Annotated in this window: 18 protein-coding genes; 9 read left to right on the top strand and 9 right to left on the bottom strand. The window is 65.8% G+C overall.

What is annotated here, in order from left to right:
- Nucleotides 1-5 precede the first annotated feature (5 nt).
- The gene (locus AC0L2F_RS20740) at nt 6-941 is read left to right on the top strand and encodes a carbohydrate kinase family protein (RefSeq protein WP_473249662.1); all 936 of its coding nucleotides are present in this window, start codon (nt 6-8) and stop codon (nt 939-941) included.
- Nucleotides 942-947: 6 nt separating this feature from the next.
- On the opposite strand, the gene AC0L2F_RS20745 is transcribed toward AC0L2F_RS20740, so the two are convergent.
- The gene (locus tag AC0L2F_RS20745; protein ID WP_473249663.1) at nt 948-1835 is read right to left on the bottom strand and encodes a LysR family transcriptional regulator; all 888 of its coding nucleotides are present in this window, start codon (nt 1833-1835) and stop codon (nt 948-950) included.
- A 122-nt stretch (nt 1836-1957) separates the two neighbouring features.
- On the opposite strand from AC0L2F_RS20745, the gene AC0L2F_RS20750 reads away from it, so the two are divergent.
- From AC0L2F_RS20750 to AC0L2F_RS20780, 7 genes are all read left to right on the top strand, one after another.
- Nucleotides 1958-3466, top strand: a complete 1509-nt coding sequence (locus tag AC0L2F_RS20750) for an amidase (RefSeq protein WP_473249664.1) — start codon at nt 1958-1960, stop codon at nt 3464-3466.
- Nucleotides 3467-3570: 104 nt separating this feature from the next.
- Nucleotides 3571-4521, top strand: a complete 951-nt coding sequence (locus tag AC0L2F_RS20755) for an ABC transporter permease (protein ID WP_063992992.1) — start codon at nt 3571-3573, stop codon at nt 4519-4521.
- Entirely contained in the window at nt 4518-5411 is an 894-nt protein-coding gene (locus tag AC0L2F_RS20760) for an ABC transporter permease (protein ID WP_007608475.1), read from the top strand. The genes AC0L2F_RS20755 and AC0L2F_RS20760 overlap by 4 nt, the downstream gene beginning before the upstream one ends.
- A 2-nt stretch (nt 5412-5413) precedes the next feature.
- On the top strand, nt 5414-6427 hold the full coding sequence (locus tag AC0L2F_RS20765; RefSeq protein WP_473249665.1) for an ABC transporter ATP-binding protein: 1014 nt from the start codon (nt 5414-5416) through the stop codon (nt 6425-6427).
- Complete coding sequence (locus tag AC0L2F_RS20770) at nt 6424-7428, top strand: ABC transporter ATP-binding protein (RefSeq protein ID WP_473249666.1); 1005 nt, start codon at nt 6424-6426, stop codon at nt 7426-7428. The genes AC0L2F_RS20765 and AC0L2F_RS20770 overlap by 4 nt, the downstream gene beginning before the upstream one ends.
- Nucleotides 7429-7483: 55 nt before the next feature.
- The gene (locus AC0L2F_RS20775; protein WP_473249667.1) at nt 7484-8980 is read left to right on the top strand and encodes an ABC transporter substrate-binding protein; all 1497 of its coding nucleotides are present in this window, start codon (nt 7484-7486) and stop codon (nt 8978-8980) included.
- A 348-nt stretch (nt 8981-9328) separates the two neighbouring features.
- Nucleotides 9329-10303, top strand: a complete 975-nt coding sequence (locus AC0L2F_RS20780; protein WP_473249668.1) for a magnesium transporter CorA family protein — start codon at nt 9329-9331, stop codon at nt 10301-10303.
- Between the two features lie 43 nt (nt 10304-10346).
- On the opposite strand, the gene AC0L2F_RS20785 is transcribed toward AC0L2F_RS20780, so the two are convergent.
- Nucleotides 10347-10973 (bottom strand): alpha/beta hydrolase, encoded by a 627-nt coding sequence (locus AC0L2F_RS20785; protein WP_473249669.1) that lies wholly within the window; start codon nt 10971-10973, stop codon nt 10347-10349.
- Nucleotides 10970-11908, bottom strand: coding sequence for a ring-cleaving dioxygenase (locus tag AC0L2F_RS20790; RefSeq protein ID WP_473249670.1), 939 nt, complete (start codon nt 11906-11908; stop codon nt 10970-10972). The genes AC0L2F_RS20785 and AC0L2F_RS20790 overlap by 4 nt, the downstream gene beginning before the upstream one ends.
- A 129-nt stretch (nt 11909-12037) precedes the next feature.
- Here AC0L2F_RS20790 and AC0L2F_RS20795 point away from each other — a divergent pair, with 129 nt between their 5' ends.
- Nucleotides 12038-12949 (top strand): LysR family transcriptional regulator, encoded by a 912-nt coding sequence (locus AC0L2F_RS20795; protein WP_063992987.1) that lies wholly within the window; start codon nt 12038-12040, stop codon nt 12947-12949.
- A 52-nt stretch (nt 12950-13001) separates the two neighbouring features.
- Here AC0L2F_RS20795 and AC0L2F_RS20800 read toward each other — a convergent pair whose 3' ends face one another.
- The 6 genes from AC0L2F_RS20800 to cobU form a co-directional block, all read right to left on the bottom strand.
- Nucleotides 13002-13883 (bottom strand): alpha/beta fold hydrolase, encoded by an 882-nt coding sequence (locus AC0L2F_RS20800; protein ID WP_473249720.1) that lies wholly within the window; start codon nt 13881-13883, stop codon nt 13002-13004.
- 76 nt (nt 13884-13959) lie between these two features.
- Complete coding sequence (locus AC0L2F_RS20805; RefSeq protein ID WP_473249671.1) at nt 13960-16635, bottom strand: hybrid sensor histidine kinase/response regulator; 2676 nt, start codon at nt 16633-16635, stop codon at nt 13960-13962.
- A complete protein-coding gene (locus AC0L2F_RS20810) occupies nt 16632-17663 on the bottom strand; it encodes an ABC transporter substrate-binding protein (RefSeq protein WP_473249672.1) in 1032 nt (343 codons plus the stop codon). The genes AC0L2F_RS20805 and AC0L2F_RS20810 overlap by 4 nt, the downstream gene beginning before the upstream one ends.
- 122 nt (nt 17664-17785) lie before the next feature.
- Complete coding sequence (gene bluB, locus AC0L2F_RS20815) at nt 17786-18418, bottom strand: 5,6-dimethylbenzimidazole synthase (RefSeq protein WP_007608488.1); 633 nt, start codon at nt 18416-18418, stop codon at nt 17786-17788.
- A 4-nt stretch (nt 18419-18422) separates the two neighbouring features.
- Nucleotides 18423-19205, bottom strand: a complete 783-nt coding sequence (gene cobS, locus AC0L2F_RS20820; RefSeq protein WP_473249673.1) for an adenosylcobinamide-GDP ribazoletransferase — start codon at nt 19203-19205, stop codon at nt 18423-18425.
- Nucleotides 19202-19705, bottom strand: a complete 504-nt coding sequence (gene cobU / locus AC0L2F_RS20825; RefSeq protein WP_063992983.1) for a bifunctional adenosylcobinamide kinase/adenosylcobinamide-phosphate guanylyltransferase — start codon at nt 19703-19705, stop codon at nt 19202-19204. Before cobU ends, cobS begins: the two co-directional genes overlap by 4 nt.
- Nucleotides 19706-19747 lie beyond the last annotated feature (42 nt).

A 19747-nucleotide genomic window follows, 5' to 3' on the forward strand; every position in this document is an offset into this window, starting at 1 on the left:
ATCGGATGTTGATTTCCTGCGGCGACGCGCTGATCGATTTCGTCCCGACGCGGAACACCGACAGGCGCGAAGCGGTGATGCCGGCGGTCGGCGGCTCCTGCCTCAACGTCGCAATCGGCATGGCGCGGCTCGGCGCGCCGACCGGCTTTGTCGGTGGGATCTCGACGGACATGTTCGGGCGCATGATCGCCGACCACGCCGCTGCCTCCAATGTCGAGCTCGCGCTCGCCACCCGCAGCGAACACCAGACCACGCTCGCCTTCGTTCGCATCGTCGCCGGCGAGTCGCATTACGCCTTCTACGACGCCGAGACCGCGACGCGGAATTGGACCTACCGGCGCGGCTCCATTCCATTCGCGACCGTCGAAGCGCTCCATGTCGGCTCGACCACGCTCGTCAATGACCAGGGCGCGACCGAGACCAGGGCCCTGATCGCGGGCGCACGAGCGTCCTCGACGATCTCCTTTGATCCGAACTGCCGGCCCAACCTCGTGAAGGACAGGCCGGCTTATCTCGCCCGCATGACCGAGTTTGCGGCCAGCGCCGATCTCATCAAGATGTCGGACGTCGATTTTGCCTATCTGTTCGCCGACGAGCCGTATCACCAGCGAGCGAGCACGCTGCTCGCACGCGGCGCGAGCCTCGTCGTCATCACCCGTGGGGACAACGGTGCAATCGCGTGGCATGCGGGGGCAGGGCAGATCGAGGTCGCCGCCCCCAAAGTCGTGGTCGCCGACACCATCGGCGCGGGCGACAGTTTTCAGGCTGCGTTGTTGTTCGCCCTGCACAAGCAGGGACGTCTCGCCCGACAGCAACTTAAGGATATCGGCGCAGACGAGCTTCGCCGCGCGCTGTCGTTTGCCGCCAACTGCGCCGGGCTGACCTGCACCCGTCCGGGCGCCGATCCGCCCTGGAGCCACGAGATCAGTTGGAGCTCGTAGGCCGCGTCACATCCGCGCGACCGCCTTCTCGGCACACTTCAGGAAGGTGCGGATCAGCGGACTCTGGGAGTCGCGCCGCCAGCAGACTGCGATGTCGATGGAATCGGTCGCATCCCGCAGCGTCCGGAATACGACCCCGCGCGGCGCGCCGAGCTGGGCGCAGGCGGGCAGGATGGCCAGGCCTTCACCGGCGAGAACCAGGCTCATCGCCGAATGCACCGTCTCCACCCGGCTCGCAATCGGCATCACGATCTGATGCCGCCGCAGCAGGGCCGCGACCGCGGAGGAGGAGGGGTCCCGCTCCGGCGGCGGCAGCGCGATCAGCGGACGGCCTTGTAGTCGTGTCATTGGCACCGCGCTCAGGCGCGCAAGCGGCGAACGGTTTGGCACCGCCAGCATGAACGGCTGCGCGCCGATTCGGGCCACCTGAATCTCGGGATGGTTGATGGCTGGCATGCACAGCGCGGCGGTGACGCTGCGGTCGAGCAGACGCTGCTCGCGCGTCGTGGCACTGAGCTCGGCGAAATCGAGATCGACGCCGGGAATGGATCGCCGCAACTCCGGGATGAGACGCGGCAGCATCGCGTTCGCCAGCACGAACATGTAGCCGACGGACAGCCGACCACGGCTGCCGGCCGCGACCGCGCGCGCGGCTTCGATGCCGTCGGCTGCCAGCGCCAGCGCCTCGCCGGCGCGCGCCAGCAGCGCCTGGCCCGCTTCGGTCAAATCCATGCCGCGCGTGCCACGGCGGAACAGCGGCGCGCCGACCTCGGCCTCCAGCTTGCGGATCTGGACCGAGAGCGGCGGCTGCGCCATCCGCAGCCGCTCGGCAGCCTTGCCGACACTGCGCGTCTCGGCGACGGCGACGAAATAGCGGAGCCGGCGAAGATCCATTGGCATACCGAAAACGTATGGGTTGGTGTGCAAAATCGTATTGGACGCCGAGTTAACAAAACTGTCATCCTCGCTGTCAATGCTATCGGCCAACGGCGGCCGGCTTCGGGAGCGATGTGACGATGAACGGCGATCCTTGCCTGCTATCCGCAACCATGCTGCGCGGCCTCATCGCGACAAAGCAGATCTCGCCCGTCGAGCTCACCCGTGCGGTGCTCGCCCGTGCCGAGGCGCTCCAGCCCGAGCTGAACTGCTTCATCACGATCTGCGGCGACGAGGCGCTTGCCGCCGCGCGCGAGGCCGAGCGCAAGCTGATGGCCGGCGAGCCGCTCGGCCTGCTGCACGGCATCCCCGTCACCGTCAAGGACATCGTCAACACCAGGGGCGTGAAGACCAGTTTCGGCGCCATTCCTTACAAGGACAATGTTCCGGACGAGGATGCCGTCGCGGTTGTGCGGCTCCGTGCGGAAGGCGCCATCCTGATCGGCAAGACCACGACGCCCGAATTCGGCAGCAAATGCCTGACCGACTCGCCGCTGTTCGGCCGCACCCGCAATGCGTGGAGCGCCGAGCGCTCGTCGGGCGGCTCTAGTGGCGGCGCGGCGGTGGCGGTGGCGAGCGGCATCGCGCCGCTTGCGATCGCGACCGATGGCGGCGGCTCGACGCGGATTCCCGCCGCTTGCAACGGCGTGGTCGGATTGAAGCAGAGTAACGGCGTCATCCCGCACAGCCAGGCGCTGGACGTCTTCGGCAACCAGACCTACGTCACGCCGATGACGCGGACCGTCGCCGACACCGCGCTGATGATGCAGGCGATGGCCGGCGAGGATCCTTGCGATCCCTGGTCGATCGGCGTTCCCGTGCCGGACTTCGCCGGCACGGCCGCTCCGCGCGGCGATCTGCGTGGGCAGAAAATCCTGTATTGTCTGTCGCCGCCCGGACGCCCTGTCTCTGCCGACGTCGCAGCCAGCTTCAAGGCGAGTCTCGATCGACTCACGGGCCTGGGTGCCGAGCTCGAGGAGTTTTCGGGCGAGGGGTTCGACATCGAGCCGATCTGGCGCGCCATCAACCACACGGTCTGGCGCACGCGCTTTGCCAAACTCGCGGCCGAACATGGGGACCAGCTGAGCGAGGCCTTCCTCAAGCAGCTCGCGCTTGCCACCGACGTCAGCGGCGTCGCCTATCAGGAGGCGATGTTCGCGCGTACGGCGCTGTTCCGCCGGGTGCAATCCCTGCTTGCGCGCGGGCATCTCTTGGCCACGCCGACCATCACCCGTACGGCGCTGCCGATCAAGCAGGACCTGTTCGGCACCATCGAGATCGACGGGGCGCATTTCGACAGCATTCGGCCGCACTGGTTCCCCTGGACCATGCCGTTCAACATGACCGGACACCCCGCGATCAGTCTGCCCTGCGGCTTCGGCCCCGACGGCCTGCCGATCGGCTTGCAACTCGTAGGCCGCTTCCGCAGCGATGCTGACTTGCTGCGCGTGAGCGCGCTGTTCGAGGCGTCGCAAGGCCTTCTGTCCCGCTGGCCCGGCTGGGGTGAGGCACATGCTGCAAAGGACTTGTTTGCAAAGCACTTGCCTCCGGTGCCCGGACATGTTGATCGTGCTGCGAGTGAGCCCTGAATCCGAGCGCGCATGAACGTATTTGTCCCAATGCGGCATGACGCCCGCAATCCCGTCGGTGTCGTCCTGGCTTTCGCCAGGACGACGTCGGAGCTCGTGAGCGCATGAGCGTATTTGTCCTCCGACGTCTGCTGACCTTGCTGGCGACCCTGGTCGGCGCGTCCGTGATCATTTTCCTGGTGTTGGATGCTCTCCCGGGCAACGCCGCGCAGATGCTAATGGGCGCCGATGCCTCGGCCGACGCGGTGCGTGCGCTCACCGTCAAGCTCGGGCTCGACCAGCCGCTGGCGGTTCGCTATCTGCAGTGGATCAAGGGGCTGCTCGTCGGCGATCTCGGCAATTCCTATGTCTACGGCACGCCGGTCGCAAGCCTGATTGCGGAGCGGCTGGTGCTGACCATTCCGCTCGCGATGATGTCCATGCTGATCACCGTGACGCTGGCGCTGTCGGCCGGCATCTACACCGCCGCCAACCACAACAAGCTCGGCGACGTCGGCGTGATGTCGCTGACGCAGGTGGGCATCGCGCTGCCGAATTTCTGGTTCGCGATCCTGCTGGTGCTGTTGTTTTCGGTGCGGCTGCAATGGCTGTCCGCGGGCGGTTTCCCCGGTTGGGAGGACGGCATCTGGCTCGGAATCAAGTCGCTGCTGCTGCCGGCGGTGTCGCTCGCGGTGGTGCAGGCCGCGATCCTCGCACGCGTCACGCGCTCGGCCGTGCTGGAAGTGCTGCGTGAAGACTTCGTCCGCACGGCGCGCGCAAAGGGCCTCGGCAAGCGCGAGGTGCTGTGGCGTCACGTGCTGCGCAACGCCATGATCCCCGTGATGACGGTGATGGGCCTGCAATTCGCCAATCTGCTCGCCGGCACCATCGTGATCGAGAACGTGTTCTATCTGCCGGGCCTCGGCCGCCTGATTTTTCAGTCGATCGCCAACCGCGACCTCATCGTGGTGCGCAACTGCGTGATGCTGCTCGCGACTATGGTCGTCATCGTCAATTTCGTGGTCGACGTGCTCTATGCCTTCGTCGATCCCCGCATCAAGGTTCACGACCTGTGAGCGCGCCGCTGACCACCCTCGTCGATGCGCCGGCCATCGCGCGCCCTCTGCCGGCCCGGACCTTCTGGCGCCGCGCGCTGCATCATCGCAGCTTCGTGCTCGGCGGCGCGCTGAGCCTGCTGGTGCTCGCCTCGGCGTTGTTGTCGCTGCTGTGGACGCCCTGGTCGCCTTATGAGATCGACATCGCGTCAAAGCTCCGGCCCCCCTCGGCCGCGCACTGGCTCGGCACCGACGTCTTCGGCCGCGACATCGTCTCGCTGCTGCTCGCCGGCGCCCGCTCCACCATCATGGTCGGCATCATCGCGGTCAGCATCGGCCTCACCTTTGGCGTCTGTCTCGGCCTGATTGCCTCGGCCAAGCGCGGCTGGACCGAAGAGATCATCATGCGCTTCTCCGATTTCACCTTCGCCTTTCCGGCCGTGCTCTCCGCCATCATGCTCGCCGCGGTCGTTGGGCCGGGCATGGTGACCTCGATCGTAGCCATCGGCATCTTCCAGATCCCAACGCTGATCCGGCTGACGCGCGGCTCGGCCAACGCGATCTGGGCGCGCGAATTCGTGCTGGCCGCGCGCGCGGCGGGGAAGGGCAAGTTTCGCATCACCATCGAGCACGTTCTGCCCAACATCCTGTCGATCCTGATCGTGCAGGCGACGATCCAGTTTGCGCTCGCGATCCTTGCCGAGGCCGCCTTGTCCTATCTCGGTCTCGGCACGCAGCCGCCGCAGCCGTCCTGGGGACGGATGTTGAATGACGCGCAGACACTGCTGTTCCAGTCGCCGATGCTCGCGGTCTATCCGGGTGCTGCGATCGCGATCGCGGTGCTCGGTCTCAATCTGCTCGGCGACGGGTTGCGCGATCTGCTCGATCCACGACTGGCGCGGGAGCGATGACAATGGGCGAGCGCTCGACCATGCCGTTGATCGAGGTCGAAAATCTCGGCGTGCGCCTCAATACCAGCCGCGGGCCGGCGCAGGCCGTGCGCGGCGTCAGCTTTGCCCTGAAGCGCGGCGAGACGCTCGGGCTCGTCGGTGAATCCGGCTGCGGCAAGTCGGTCACCGCGTTGTCGCTGATGGGGCTGCTGCCGGACAGCGCGTCCGTCACCGGCAGCGTCAAGCTGGATGGCGGCGAGCTCGCCGGATTGTCGGACGCGGACTATTGTCGGCTGCGCGGCAATCGCATCAGCATGATCTTCCAGGAGCCGATGACCGCGCTCAACCCGATGCACACGATCGGCCACCAGGTCGCCGAGCCGCTGCGGCGTCACAGGAAATATTCGGCATCGCAGGCGCGCAAGGAAGCGATCGCCTTGCTCGACCGCGTCGGGCTGCCTGATCCGGCCAGGCGTGTCGACGCCTATCCGCACCAGTTTTCCGGCGGCCAGCGTCAGCGCGTCACGATTGCGATGGCGCTCGCCTGCGAGCCGGACCTTCTGATCGCGGACGAGCCGACCACCGCGCTCGACGTCACTATCCAGGGCCAGATCCTCGACCTGATCGCCGATCTCGTCGAGGAGCGCGGCATGTCCATGATCCTGATCTCGCACGATCTCGGCGTCATCGCCGAGAACGTGCAACGCATGATGGTGATGTACGGCGGCACGATCATCGAGAGCGGACCGACCGACGAGGTGTTCCGCCGGATGGGACATCCCTACACGCAGGGCCTGTTCCGCGCCCGACCGAAGCTCGGCGCGCGCAAGGGGACGCGGCTGACGACGATATCCGGCACGGTGCCGGAGCTCGCCGATCTGCCTTCCGGTTGCACCTTCGCCGACCGGTGTCCACTCGTGATCGACCAGTGCCGGGTCGCACTTCCACCGATGGTGGACGTCGGACCCGGCCATTTCGTGCGCTGCATCCGGACCGACGTGTCCATGGCCGAACGCGTCGGAGCGCTGACCGTATGAGCACGGCGCCTCTTCTCGACGTGAAGGATCTCGAGCAGCGCTACACGCTGCCGCGCGAAAGCGTGTTCCGCCCGCCGGGGCAGGTGCGTGCGCTCAACGGTGTCAGCGTGCGGGTCGACGCCGGCAAGAGCCTCGGTATCGTCGGCGAATCCGGCTCCGGCAAGTCGACCTTCGCGCGCGTGGTGATGGCGCTGGAGCGGCCGACATCGGGGCAGGTCGCGCTGCTCGGCCGCGACCTCAACCGCATCTCCGCTGACGAGCTGCGCCGAGCCCGCCGCGATTTCCAGATGGTGTTCCAGGATCCCTACGGATCGCTGGATCCACGCCAGACCATCGCGCGCATCGTTGCCGAACCGCTGACCGTGTTGGAGGCGATTGATCGCACGACGCTTCGTGCCCGCGTCTCCGCGGTGCTGCGGCAGGTGGGCCTGCGCGATGCCGACATGGAGAAATATCCGCACGAATTCTCCGGCGGCCAGCGCCAGCGCATCGCCATCGCGCGCGCGCTGATCACCCAGCCGAAGCTGATCGTCGCCGACGAGCCGGTCTCCGCGCTCGACGTCTCCGTGCAGGCGCAAGTCTTGAACCTGATGCAGGACCTCCAGGAACAGTTCGGCCTGAGTTACGTCCTGATCAGCCACGACCTGGCCGTCGTCGACTATCTCTGCGACGAGGTCGCGGTGATGTATCTCGGCCGCATCGTCGAGCAGGGCCGTCCCGAGGATTTGTTCGAGCGCTGCGCCCATCCCTATACGCGAGCGCTACTGGATGCCGTGCCGCGGGTGCGCGCCGGCGGCGGCCGGCGGCGGCGCGGGGCCCAGGCGATCGCCTCGCAATCGGCGGCCGCGACCGGGTGTCCCTATGTCTCGCGATGCGCGCTCGCCGACCAGCATTGCCGCGAGGTTCTGCCTGAGCTACGCAAGGTGGGCGAGACGCATCTGGCTGCCTGCCACAAGGCGGAAGCCGTGATGGCGTTGCCGCAATTGCCCGCGGAAGGTTAGTGTCCGGGGCAGAATTGGCGTAGGCTGGGACGAGATGAAGGCCGGGGAGTTACGCATGTTCAGGAAACTATCGATTGTCGCATTCGCCGCCACGCTTGCCGTGGCGCCGTTGCCGGTGCTGGCGCAGAGCAAGAAGGACAGCGTCGTCATGGCGATGACGCTGGAGCCGCCGGGGCTCGATCCCACCAACGCGGCCGCCGCCGCGATCGCCGAGGTCACGCTCTACAACATCTACGAGACGCTGACCAAGATCAACGAGGACGGCTCGACCTCGCCATTGCTGGCGGAGAGCTGGACGGCCTCGCCCGATCTGAAGACCTATACGTTCAAGCTGCGCAAGGGAGTCAAATTCCACAATGGCGAGCCGTTCGACTCGGCCGCCGTGAAGTTCTCGTTCGAGCGCAATGCCGTCCCCACCAGCACCAACAAGGACAAGAGCCTGTTCCAGGGCTTCGAGAAGGTCGATGCGCCCGATGCCGACACGGTCGTGATCACCCTGAAGAATTCAGAGCCTAACCTGCCGTTCCTGCTGGGGCAGGCGAGCGGCTCGATCGTCGAGCCGAAGAGCGCTGCCACCAATATCACGCAGCCGGTTGGGACCGGGCCCTATCAGTTGGGCGCCTGGGCCAAGGGCTCCTCGATGACTCTGACCAAATGGGCCGACTATCGCAACGCCGCAGCGATCAAGCTGTCGAAGGTGACGATCCGCTTCATCTCCGATCCGTCGGCGCAGACGGCCGCGCTGCTGTCGGGCGACGTCGATGCTTTTCCGCGCGTCTCAGCCCAGCGCACCATCGCGCAGTTCAAGGCCGATCCGCGCTTCAACGTCCTGGTCGGCGGCTCCCGCGCCAAGACCATCGTGGCCATCAACCACCGCAAGAAGCCGCTCGACGATGTCCGCGTCCGCCGTGCGATCCTTGCCGCGATCGATCGCAAGGCGATGATCGACGGCGCGGTCGACGGTTTCGGCACGCCGATCGGCAGCTTCTACGTCCCGACTGCACTCGGCTATGTCGACACGACAGGCATCAACCCCTACGACCCCGAGAAGGCCAAGAAGCTGCTGGCCGAAGCCGGTGTCACCACGCCGCTCGAACTGTCGCTGAAGCTGCCGCCGCCGCCTTATGCGCGGCAGGGCGGCGAGATCCTCGCGGCCCAGCTCGCCAAGGTCGGCATCATCGCCAAGATCGAGAACGTCGAATGGGCGCAATGGCTGTCGCAGGTGTTCGCCGGCAATGGTCCGCACAATTTCGACCTCACCATCGTCAGCCATGTCGAGCCGTTCGATCTCGTCAAGATCACCGAACAGGACTACTATCTCGGCTACAACAACGCGGCGTTCAACGCGCTCTACAAGCAGATCGTGTCGACGCCGGATGAAGCCGCCCGTGTCAAGCTTCTCGGTGATGCCCAGCGCATGCTGGCCACCGACGCGGTCTCCGGCTATTTGTACCAGCCGCAGCTGATCACCATCACCAACAAGAAGCTGAAGGGCGTCTGGAAGGACGTGCCCCAGTACGAGAACGACTTCTCGACCTGGGCGTGGGAGTAGGGTCGCGCGGGTCGATTGCGCGATTTCGGTGACGATCTCTCCAACGGAAGAGATCGTCACGAGACCGGTCCAAACAAAAACCTGAAAAACAACCCCATGCACAGTAGCCGGGGGTAGTCATTTCAATGGCTTGCGCGTCACGCGATCAGATGGTTTGCGGCGATGCCGTTGATGCGTCGGGCAAAACACTGGCATGATGGCATCATCGAGGAAGGCCGCGCCCGCCTGGTTGATTGCGCCGGCCCGATGCTCCCCCGACTTTGAACGTTCGGAACCCTCATGCGTTAGCTCGGCGCAGGATGGCCGCAGGCCGTGCGATCCGGCGCGAGGGTATGCGGAGTTCGGTTCTTGCTCAAACTGTACAGGTGGCCATCCGACGAATGGCAGAAGATCGGCGCGGAGATGCCGTCCGAGATCATCTGGGCTGATCTTTTGGACGCGACCGCGGAAGAAAAGCAGTTCGTCGAACGATTGCTCGGGATCCGCGTTCCGTCCGAGGATTCGCTCAGCGAGATCGAAGCGTCGAGCCGCCTGATCCTCGACAACGGCACGCTCTATCTCAGCTCGCCGGCGGTTCGGCTCAACGAGGACAACGAGGCCGAGATCACGCCGGTGGGATTCGTCATCGGCCCGCGCGTGCTGGTGACGGTGCGCTTCGCGCAGCTGCCGATCTTCGACGACATCGGCAAGCGTATCGGCTCCGATGACAGCCTGGAGAACGGCATGTGCGTGTTCGCCAGCCTGGTCGAGGCCATGGTCGACCGCGGGGCCGATGTCCTTGAGCATCTCGGCGCCAAGGTCGACAGGCTCTCGCGGGGCGTCTTCAAAGGTGGGCTCGTCCGCACCAAGCGGCCGGTTCGCTCCAGCCGGCGGATGCGCGAGGCGCTGGAGAACATCGGGGAGCTGGCCGATCGGCTCGCCAAGGCGCGCGATGTCCTGCTTGGCGTCGGCCGCGTCGCCTCGTTTGCCGGCGATGTCGGGAGTGAGTGGATCACGGCCGCGTCGAAGAAGCGCCTCGAAGCCGTCTCCAAGGATGTCGCTTCGCTCGGCGATTACGAGACGCGATTGTCGGACAAGATCCAGCTTCTGCTCGATGCCGTGCTCGGCTTCATCAACATCCAGCAGAACGAGCTGTTCAAGATCCTGACCATCGTCTCGGTCGTCGGCGTGCCGCCCACGATCATGGTCGGCATCTGGGGCATGAACTTCAAGCACATGCCGGAGCTGGACTGGACGTTCGGCTATCCGCTGGCGTGGCTCGCCATCATTGCCAGCGGCGTGCTGCCGCTGATCTGGTTCAAGCGCCGCGGCTGGTTCGAGTGAAGCCGCGGCGCACCGTTCGACAACGATGCGCCGCTTTTCGGGATCAGACGACTTCGGCGGCGAATTTGCCGATCCAGTCGCGGGCAAGCGTCAAATCGGTTTGCGACAATTGATGGCCCGCCGGCAGGACCTTGTGTCCGACCCGGGCTCCGGCTTCCGACAACAGCGAGGCAAGCTTCGCGGAATTGCTCGCCGGAACGATCGGATCAGTCTGCCCCGACAGAAGCAGGACGGGCTTGCCACCGAGCTCAGCCTTCGGCGGATCCGACAGCGGCACCATCGCGCGGAGCAGGATCGCGCCTGCCAGCGCATCCGGCTCCAGCAGCAACAGCGCGGCCGCGATGTTGGCACCGTTGGAGAAGCCGACCGCAACCGGCGCGGCGAGGCCATATCGCTGCCGTGCCTCCGCGACGAAGTCGCCGAGTTCGTGCGCGCGGCGGCGCACGTCGTCCTCGTCGAACACGCCCTCGGCAAGGCGGCGGAAGAAACGCGGCATGCCGTGCTCGAGCACGCGGCCGCGCGGCGAGAGCAGGGCCGAGCCGGGCGAGATCATCCTGCCGAGCCCGAGCAGATCGTTCTCGTCGCCACCGGTGCCGTGCAGCAGCAGGAGTGGAGGGGAGCCCGCGCTGGTCGCGGGCTCGAAACGATGGACGAATGAACTCTCGGTCATGACACGCTCTCTGCCAAATTCGGCAACACAGCCTCGATCTGCTTGCGCTGCGCTTCGAGGAAGCTCGGCAGCTTGAGGTCGCGTCCCAGCGTCGCGACGGGCTCGTCGACGGCGAAGCCGGGGATATCGGTCGCGATCTCGAACAGCACGCCGCCGGGCTCGCGGAAGTAGATCGAGCGGAAGTAGTTGCGGTCCCGCTGTTCGGTCGGGTGCAGGCCGTGATTGCTCACGAGCCTTTGCGCCATCTTGCCCTGCTCGGCGTCGTCGACCGCGCGGAAAGCGATGTGGTGCACGGAGCCGCCGCCTTGGTGCCCGCGCAAAAAGCCCTTGGCCTCGTAGATGTCGACCACGCTGCCTTCGACATCGCCCGGTGCCTTGAAGCGGATCACCGAGCCTTCGCGCGCCGTCTCCTTGAAGCCGAACACGTCGGTGAGGACGGCAGCCGTCTTCGCCGCGCTGTCGAGCAGCAAGGTCACGCCGTGGAAGCCGCGGATCGCATGTTCGGCGGGAACGTCGCCATTGCTCCAGCCGGGCTCGCTCTCGGCGCCGGGGATGCCGACGAGCGCGAGGGCCATGCCATCAGGGTCTGTGAACGGCAGCACGGACTCGCCAAAGCGCTTCTCCAGCGCCTCGTAAGCGATGCCCTTCTCGACGAAGCGTTGCGTCCAATAGCCGAGCGAACGTTGCGGCACGCGGAAGGCAGTCTGATGCGTCTCGCCGACGCCGCGGCGCCCGGCCGGTACGCCAGCCCAGGGAAAGAAGGTGAGGATGGTGCCGGGGCGGCCGGTCTCGTCGCCATAATAGAAGTGATAGGTGCCGGGATCGTCGAAATTGACCGTCTTCTTGACGAAGCGCAGGCCGAGATCCCGGGTGTAAAAACCGAAATTCCTGATGGGGTCGCCCGCAATCGCGGTCACATGATGCAATCCAGACATTGTCGTCCTCCAAAGCTCGGGGAGCGGTCTTGCTCTGACCGGAAATATCGTTCCGCTTTGGATTGGAGACAATCCATGCAAATATGACGTCTATGTCTACGATTTGGAAACAATCGCCGGCGCCAGTCCATGGATAAGGTCGCCAGCCTCCGGGCCTTCGTAAAGGTGGTCGAAAGCGGCAGTTTTGCCGAGGCGGGCCGGCAGTTGCGGCTTTCACGCTCGGCGATCAGCAAATACATCGCCGACCTCGAAGAAAGCCTCGGCGTGCAGCTCCTGAACCGGACCACGCGCCATGCGAGCCCGACCGAGAACGGCCAGCGCTATTTCGAGCGCGCGGTTGTGATCCTGTCGGAGATCGAGGCGGCCGACCAGGCCGTGGCGCAAGCCCAGTCGGCGCCGCGCGGCCTGTTGCGCGTCAACGCGCCGATGTCGTTCGGAACCCTGCGGCTCGGGCCGGTGCTTGCCGATTTCATGACGCGATATCCGGAGCTGCAGCTCCAGCTCGTGCTCAGCGACGACCTGCTCGATCCAGTCCAGGACGGCTTTGACGTGACCTTGCGCATCGCGGAATTGGAATCGTCGAGTTTGATCGCGCGAAAAGTCATGCCGGTGGCGCGCATGATCTGCGCTTCGCCGGATTATCTGGCGCGTCACGGCACACCGAAACATCCGCAGGATCTGCGCGAACATGCCTCGTTGACCTACGGCTTCCTGCTTACGGGCAATCAGTGGAAGCTCACCGGCACCGATGGCGATCACTGGATCCAGCCGGCCTGGTCGCTCTGCGTCAACAATGCCGAAGTGCTGCGTGATGTCGCGATCAAGGGCAGGGGGCTCGCGCTGCTCCCGGAGTTCATCGCCGCCGATGCCTTGAGGAAGGGCGAGCTGCGAACGGTGCTGGACGATTTTTCTGCGCCGCCGCTTGCGCTCTATGCGGTGTATCCGCCGACCCGGCATCTGTCGGTGAAAGTGCGGCTGTTCATTGATTTTCTAGTTGAGCGTTTTGGCAGAGAGAATGAAGCGTCGGGCCGATTAAAATGACCCGCGCGGAAGGACCGAGCCGAGATATGTCGGCTCCGCGCGGCTCGCTGCTCTATTTTTTGGTATCGAGAAATTGGCGTATCGCCTTCACGGTTGCCGCCGGTTGCTCTTCCATCAGCCAATGACCGGCGTCCGGAATGACCAATTCGGTGACGTCAGTCGCGGCGTTTCGCATCACGACGGCCTCCGTCGCACCGAAGGATTTCTCGCCCCCGACGGCCAGAACGGGGATGGTCAACTTGGTCGCGATCGCCTTCTTGTTGTCCTCGGCGTCGGTTCGGATCGACCTGAACTGGGCGAACGCAGCACGCATGGCGCCCGGCCGCGCATAGAGCTCCGCGTAATGACGGCGTGTCGCTTCCGCGATCCTGGAGGGCGTGCCCGCGAAGTCATTCCAGAAGCGGTCGAGGTAGATGCGCTCGCGGCCCTTGACCAGCCGCTCCATGTCCAGGCCTCCGAGATCAAAATGCCAGAGCTGCGGGCTGCGCACCACCTCGTCCCACGGCGGCACCCCGGGCACCGGGGCATCCATGACGATCAGCTTCTCGGTCAGGTCGCGATACCGGGCCGCGTAGGCATAGGCCACCATGGTTCCGATGTCGTGGCCGACGACGGCGGCCTTTTCGATGCCGAGCGCTGCGAGAACGGCCCGCATGTCGGCCGCCTGGGTCCATTTGTCGTAGCCATTGTCGGGCTTGCTCGAGAGGCCCATACCGCGCAGATCAGGCACGACAACGGTGTGGTCGCGCACGAGGTCAGCGGCGAGCTTGACCCACATGTCGCCGGTATCACCAAAACCGTGGATCAGGATCACGGCAGGCCCCTGACCGCCGACGCGAACATGAATCTGCGTGCCGTTGGCCGCGATGGTTTTAGTCTTGAAGCCGGCCGGAAACTGTTCGACCTCGGCGCGCGCGGCAGGGGCGAGCAGCATGAGACCAATGGCGAGATATCTTGCGCGCACCGGCGCCTCCGATCATCTTGTATTTCAGTCCAGTGACCGAAGGCTCTTAGGTCGGCCGGAGCAGATCGTCCAGCGCGCTCATCGAGGCCTTTCGAAGCGCGGCGAGCTCGCGGGCGGCACTCTGGCATTCGGGCGTGGACATCGTGACCGCCGCCAGTTCGACCTCACGGCAGCGCTCGAACAAGCGGACCAAGCCGAGCGCACTCGCGCCGCTGCCGAGTTGATGCACGCAGCGTGCGAGTTGCGTGGCATCGCCAATCACTGCTGCCTTGGCGATGTCCTCGACCAGCTTTTCGCTGGTCTGTTCCAGCAGGTCGTGGAGTTTTGCGATCTGCGCCGCGCCCAGCAGCTCTTTCTGGTCATCGAGGAAATGCCGGTCGATCAACGCGCCTGCGGCGAGTTGCGCCGCCGCTGGCTGGTTCTGGGCATCGTCCTCGATCGCCTCGCGCAGCGCATTGATCAGGATCGGCTTGCTGACGATCCTGGCAATGCCTGCCCCCGCGAGCCGCTCGCGGGCGCGGCGCGACATGTCGGCGGTTACCGCGATGATGCGCGGCATGGTCGGCAGATCGAGCGTTCGGATCCGCGATGCCGCCTCGACGCCGTCCATGTCGGGCATGTGCAGATCCATCAGGATGACATCGAACGCCTGGTCGCGCGCGTGTGCGATGGCCGACGCGCCGTTCGTGGCGATGGTGGCGTGGTGGCCGAGCCTCTTCAACATCGCTTCACCGACCTCGCAATTGACGGGGTCGTCGTCGACCAGCAGCACGCGAAGCTGCCGCGATGGCGGCTGAACCGCGCCTTGCGCGATGTCGGTCGTGGCGAGGCCAAGCGGGACCTCAAGCATGAACGAGCTGCCCTTACCCGGCGTGCTCGCCACCGTGAGCTCGCCGCGCATCAGGCGGGTGAGGCGCCGCGCGATCGCCAGTCCAAGGCCGGTGCCGCCGAACCGCCGCGCGATGCTGTCGTCGGCCTGGACGAAATCCTCGAAAATCCGCTCGTGCATGTCGGGCGCGATGCCGATGCCGGTATCGCGAACGGTGATGCGCAGCAGGACATGATCGTCATGTGCCTCGGCGGCCGCGCTCAAGCCGATGCCGCCGCGCGGGGTGAACTTGATCGCGTTGCCGATCAGATTGAGCAGGATGCGATTGAGCCGCACCGGATCGCCATGCACGGAGGTGTTGATCGTCGCATCGCAGGCGAGATCGAAGGTCAGGCCCTTGTGAGAGGCCTGCGGACGCATCAGATCGGCGGCCGTTTCGATGAGCTGGTCGAGGCGGAAATCGCGGGTCTCCAGAGTCTCGGCGCTGGCCTCCAGGCGCGCATATTCGAGGATGCCGTCGACCAGCGCGATCAGCGTTTCGCCCGACGCGGCCGCGGTCGTGAGGTGGCGCCGCTGCACTTCGCCGAGGCTGCCGTCGTCGAACGTTTGCAGCACGCCCATGACGCCGTTCAGCGGCGTGCGTAGCTCGTGGCTGACGACCGCGAGAAAGCGCGATTTGGTCTCGTTGGCTGCGACCGCCGCGCTGCGCGCGCGCTCGGCGGCATCGTGCTCGGCAAGGGCCTGGTCGCGGGTCCTTTCCAGTTCGGAGGTGCGCTCGATCACCTTGCGCTCGAGCGTCGCATAGGATTCGCGCAAGTGAGCAGCCATCCGGTTGAACTGATCGCCGAGCGCCTCCAGCTCGTCACCGGTCTTGATCGCGAGCCGCAGGCCGAGGTCGCCGCTGCCGATCCGCCGCGCGCCCTGCGTCAGGATCTGGATCGGCACGGTCATGCGCCGGCTCAGAAAGAGAGAGACCAGCACCGCACATGCCAGCAGGATGACCAGGAGAAAAGTCGAGCGTCCGATCGACGCATAGATCGGCGCAAAGGCTTCGGTGAGCGGCAGCTCGACGAACACCAGCCAGCCCAGCGAGGGGACGGTCGCATAGGTCGACAGCACGCGTTGACCGGACAGATCCTCCTTGACCAGGCCGCCCGAGGGCGGCCCGATGCCATCGAGCGCGGCGCGGACGTCGGCATGGCCGGAGAGATCGCTGCGACGCAACGCCGGCCACAGATCGGGATGCGCGATCAACAACCCCATCCGATCGACCACATAGGCCTTGCCGGTGTTGCCGACCCTGATCCCGGCGACGAGGTCCCAGATGAAGCGAAGATTGACCTCGGCGACAATCACATCGGGCGTGAGACCGGTTCCGCGCGTGGCAAGCGTCATGAACGGCTCGGTGTCACCGAGGAAGTAGACCGGTCCGTAATAGGCGCGGCTTTCATTGGCGCCGCGGAAGGCCTGCGAGGCGGAGAGGTCGGCCTTGCTGCCGATCCTGTCTGCGACGCGGCGCGACACGCGCACCTGCTCGCGGCCTTGGGCGTCGAGCTCGGCGATTTCCGCGATCGCGGGCGAGAGGCGCAGGAGGCGGATGGCGTTCAGGCGCTGGTCCTCGTTCGTGGACAGCTCCGGGGGCAGGCGCGAGAGCCACCTGATCTGGTTTTCGATCTGGCCAATGAACTGGCCGATCTGGATCGCGGCGCTTGCTGCCTGCTCGCGCTGGGTCGCCGCCAGAAGCTGCTTCTGCTCGCGATAGGAGAACCAGACGTCGAAGCCGGTGTTGATGGCGAGCGCGGCAAAAGCGAGCGCGACGATCGAGTAGAGGTATTTGCGGAACAGCCGGCCGGCAGGCGGCCGCAAATCTCCCTGGTCGATCGTCTCGTTCACTCGCGGATCTCGTCGGCGCGCGCGAGCAGCGTGAATGGGAGCGTCAAATCCAGCGTGCGGGCGACCGTGCGGTTGATCAGGAGCTCATATTTCCGCGGCGATTGCACCGGAAGATCGCCGGCCTTGGTGCCGCGCAGGATGAGATCGACGTAGTCGGCCGAGCGCACTTCGAGGGTCGGCCCGTAGCTCATCAGCCCGCCCGCATCCATGAAATAATGGAACGGGTAGATCGTGGGCACGCGATGCTTCGCGGTTGCCGCGATGATAGCCTGCCGGTTGACCACCAGAAAGCTGTCGACGAGCGCGATCATCGCGGCCTTGGGCGGTTCGGTAAAGCGTCTGACGGCTTCGTCAATCTCCGTCGGCGCGCTGACGGGGGCGGGGACCACGGACACGCCGGACAGTGCTGCCTCTTGTTCGATGGAATCGAGGAAGAAGCGGCCGCCGCGAGGTGTGGTCGCCGGGTTGAACAGGATGCCGACGCGCGCAAGATCCGGCACGGCCTCCCGGATGAGCTGAAGCCATTTGCCACCCATCTCGGCGGTGCTGTTGGTGAAGCCGGTCACGTTGCCGCCGGGACGGGCAAGGCTTTCGACGAAGCCGTTGCCGACGGGATCGTTGGCGGTCGCGAACACGATCGGGATGGTTTTCGTGGCTTCGAGGACGGCCGCGGTTTCGATCGTCGAGCCGGTCAGGATCACATCCGGCTTGAGCGCCAGCAATTCCTGAACCGCGGTTTTCAGTCTATCCGGCGCGCCGAAGGTCGAACGGAGCTCAAGGCGGAAATTGACGCCTTCGACCCAGCCTCGCTGCCTCAAGCCCACGATGAGGCCACCCAGGCGGGAGGTCGGGCTGTCGATCATGCTCCTTCTGGTAAGTTCGTCGTCGAGCGGCAATGCGGTCAGCGATGCGACGACGCGCATGCGATCAGATGTCGCGCCGAGCGCCAGCCACCCCGCGGCGGTCGTGCTGGCAAGGCGAATGAACCCGCGGCGATCCACCGCGAGAGCGGAAGGCCGTTCGGTCATGGATGTCTTTGCATGATGGTTTGCCCCAACCCGATGCTTTAGCCCGAACAGCCGGCATCCACAATTGATGAAAAAATGCGTTTGTGACTGCTCATTCGCAGCGGATCTCCGGCGTGGCCTGATTAACGCCGCAGCGTGAATTCTTCCGCACCCCGCCGCTGCTCCCACTTCGCCTGTTCCAGCTCGGGCCGGTCGCATTCGATCTCGGGATAGCCGATGCAGAGATAGGCGATGAATTTCCAGGTGTCGGGCACGTCGAGAATGGCGTGGATGCGATCCGGATGGAGGATCGAGACCCAGCCAAGCCCGATGTCGTCGGCGCGCGCGGCCAGCCACATCGCGGTGATCGCCGCGACCACGGAATATTCCGTCGTCTCCGGCATCGTCGCGCGGCCGAGGCCGTGACCGGTGTCGCTGGCCTTGTCCGCGAACACGGCGAGGTGGCCGGGGGCCTGTTCGAGACCCGACAGTTTCAGCGTGGCGTAGCGCGCTGCGCGCTCACCAGCATAGGCATTCAGCGCGTCGGCGTTGCACGCTTTGAAGTCGTCGATCACGGCGCGACGCCGTGCGGCGTCGTCGACGATGACAAAGCGCCAGGGCTGGCTGAGGCCGACCGAGGGTGAGAGACAGGCCGTCTCGATCAGGCGATCGATGGCGCCGTCAGGCAACGGATCGGCGCGAAAGCGGCGCACGTCGCGGCGCCACACGAACAGCTCGCGCAAGTGCTGGCGAAAAATGTCGTCGAACTCGACCATCGCGTCACCCTCCGATCTGGAAAGCTGCGGCAACCAGCAGGATCAGGATCTCGCCGGTCTGCTCGAACGCGCCGAGGATGTCGCCGGTCTGCCCGCCGATCTGGCGGATGGCAAGTCGCGCCAGCATCAGGCCGGCGAGGGAGATCAGGATCAGGCTCACCAGCGCCTTGCCCGGCCCAAGCGCGAACGTGAGCGCGAGGGTTCCAACAGCGAATGCGATCGCAACGCTGCGGCCCGGCGGTGATCCGGCGCTCGCCGACAAGCCGTCAGGTCGTGCAGGCGCGACCTGCGACATGAAGGCCGGCAACCCCGCGCGGGCCGCAGTGTGCGCAGCGCACAGCGCGAGCGCGACTGCCCACGGATTGGCGATCGCCGCGAGCGCGCTCCAGCGCAGGCCGAAGGACAGGATCAGCGTGCAGACGCCATAGGTGCCGATCCGGCTGTCACGCATGATCTCGAGCTTGCGCTCGCGCGTGCGGCCGCCGCCGAGCCCGTCGGCGGTATCGGCAAGGCCGTCCTCGTGCAGCGCGCCGGTGATGAGGGCGGTCGCGGCCAGCGCGAGCAGGGCGGCAAGGTTCGGTGCCAGACCGAACCAGCTGGCGACCTTGTAGACCAAGGCGCCGGCAAGGCCGACCAGCAGTCCCGCGACGGGCAGGGCCCAGGTCGCGCGCGCGATGGCGCCGTCAGCCGCGGGCTTCGAAGGAGCGACCGGGAGGATCGTCACGAACGATGCCGCCGTTCTGAGATCGGCGATGACATCTCGCAAGAATTCGTCGCGCGGCATCATTTCAGTTTCATCGGCAGGCCCGCGACGACGATCTCGACCTCGTCGGCAACGGCCGCGATGGCCTGGTTCATGAACCCGGCGGCGTCGCGGAAGCTCCGCGCCAGCGCGTTGTCAGGCACGATGCCGAGGCCGACTTCGTTGGTGACGAAGACGACGGGGCTCTTAAGGCGGGGCAGGGCGGTGACGAGCTCGCTCACCTCTCGTTCCCAATCGCGCTCCGCATGCATGAGGTTGGAGAGCCACAACGTCAGGCAATCGACGAGCCGCGCGCCGCCGCCATCGGTTGCGACCAGCGCGGGGACGAGATCGAGCGGCACTTCGCGTTCGATCCAGTCGGTTCCGCGGCGCGCGCGATGCCTCGCGATGCGCGCCTCCATTTCGGCATCGAGAGCCTCGGCCGTCGCGACATAGACCGGCTGCCCGGGTAAGGCGCGCGCGCGCATTTCCGCGCGCTTGCTCTTGCCCGACCGTGCTCCGCCGGTGATCAAAATGACCGCCATAAAGTCTCCTGTCGGCCTGCACTAATCACCAAACGCGGCCAA

The sequence above is a fragment of the Bradyrhizobium sp. Ken64 genome (assembly GCF_055807555.1).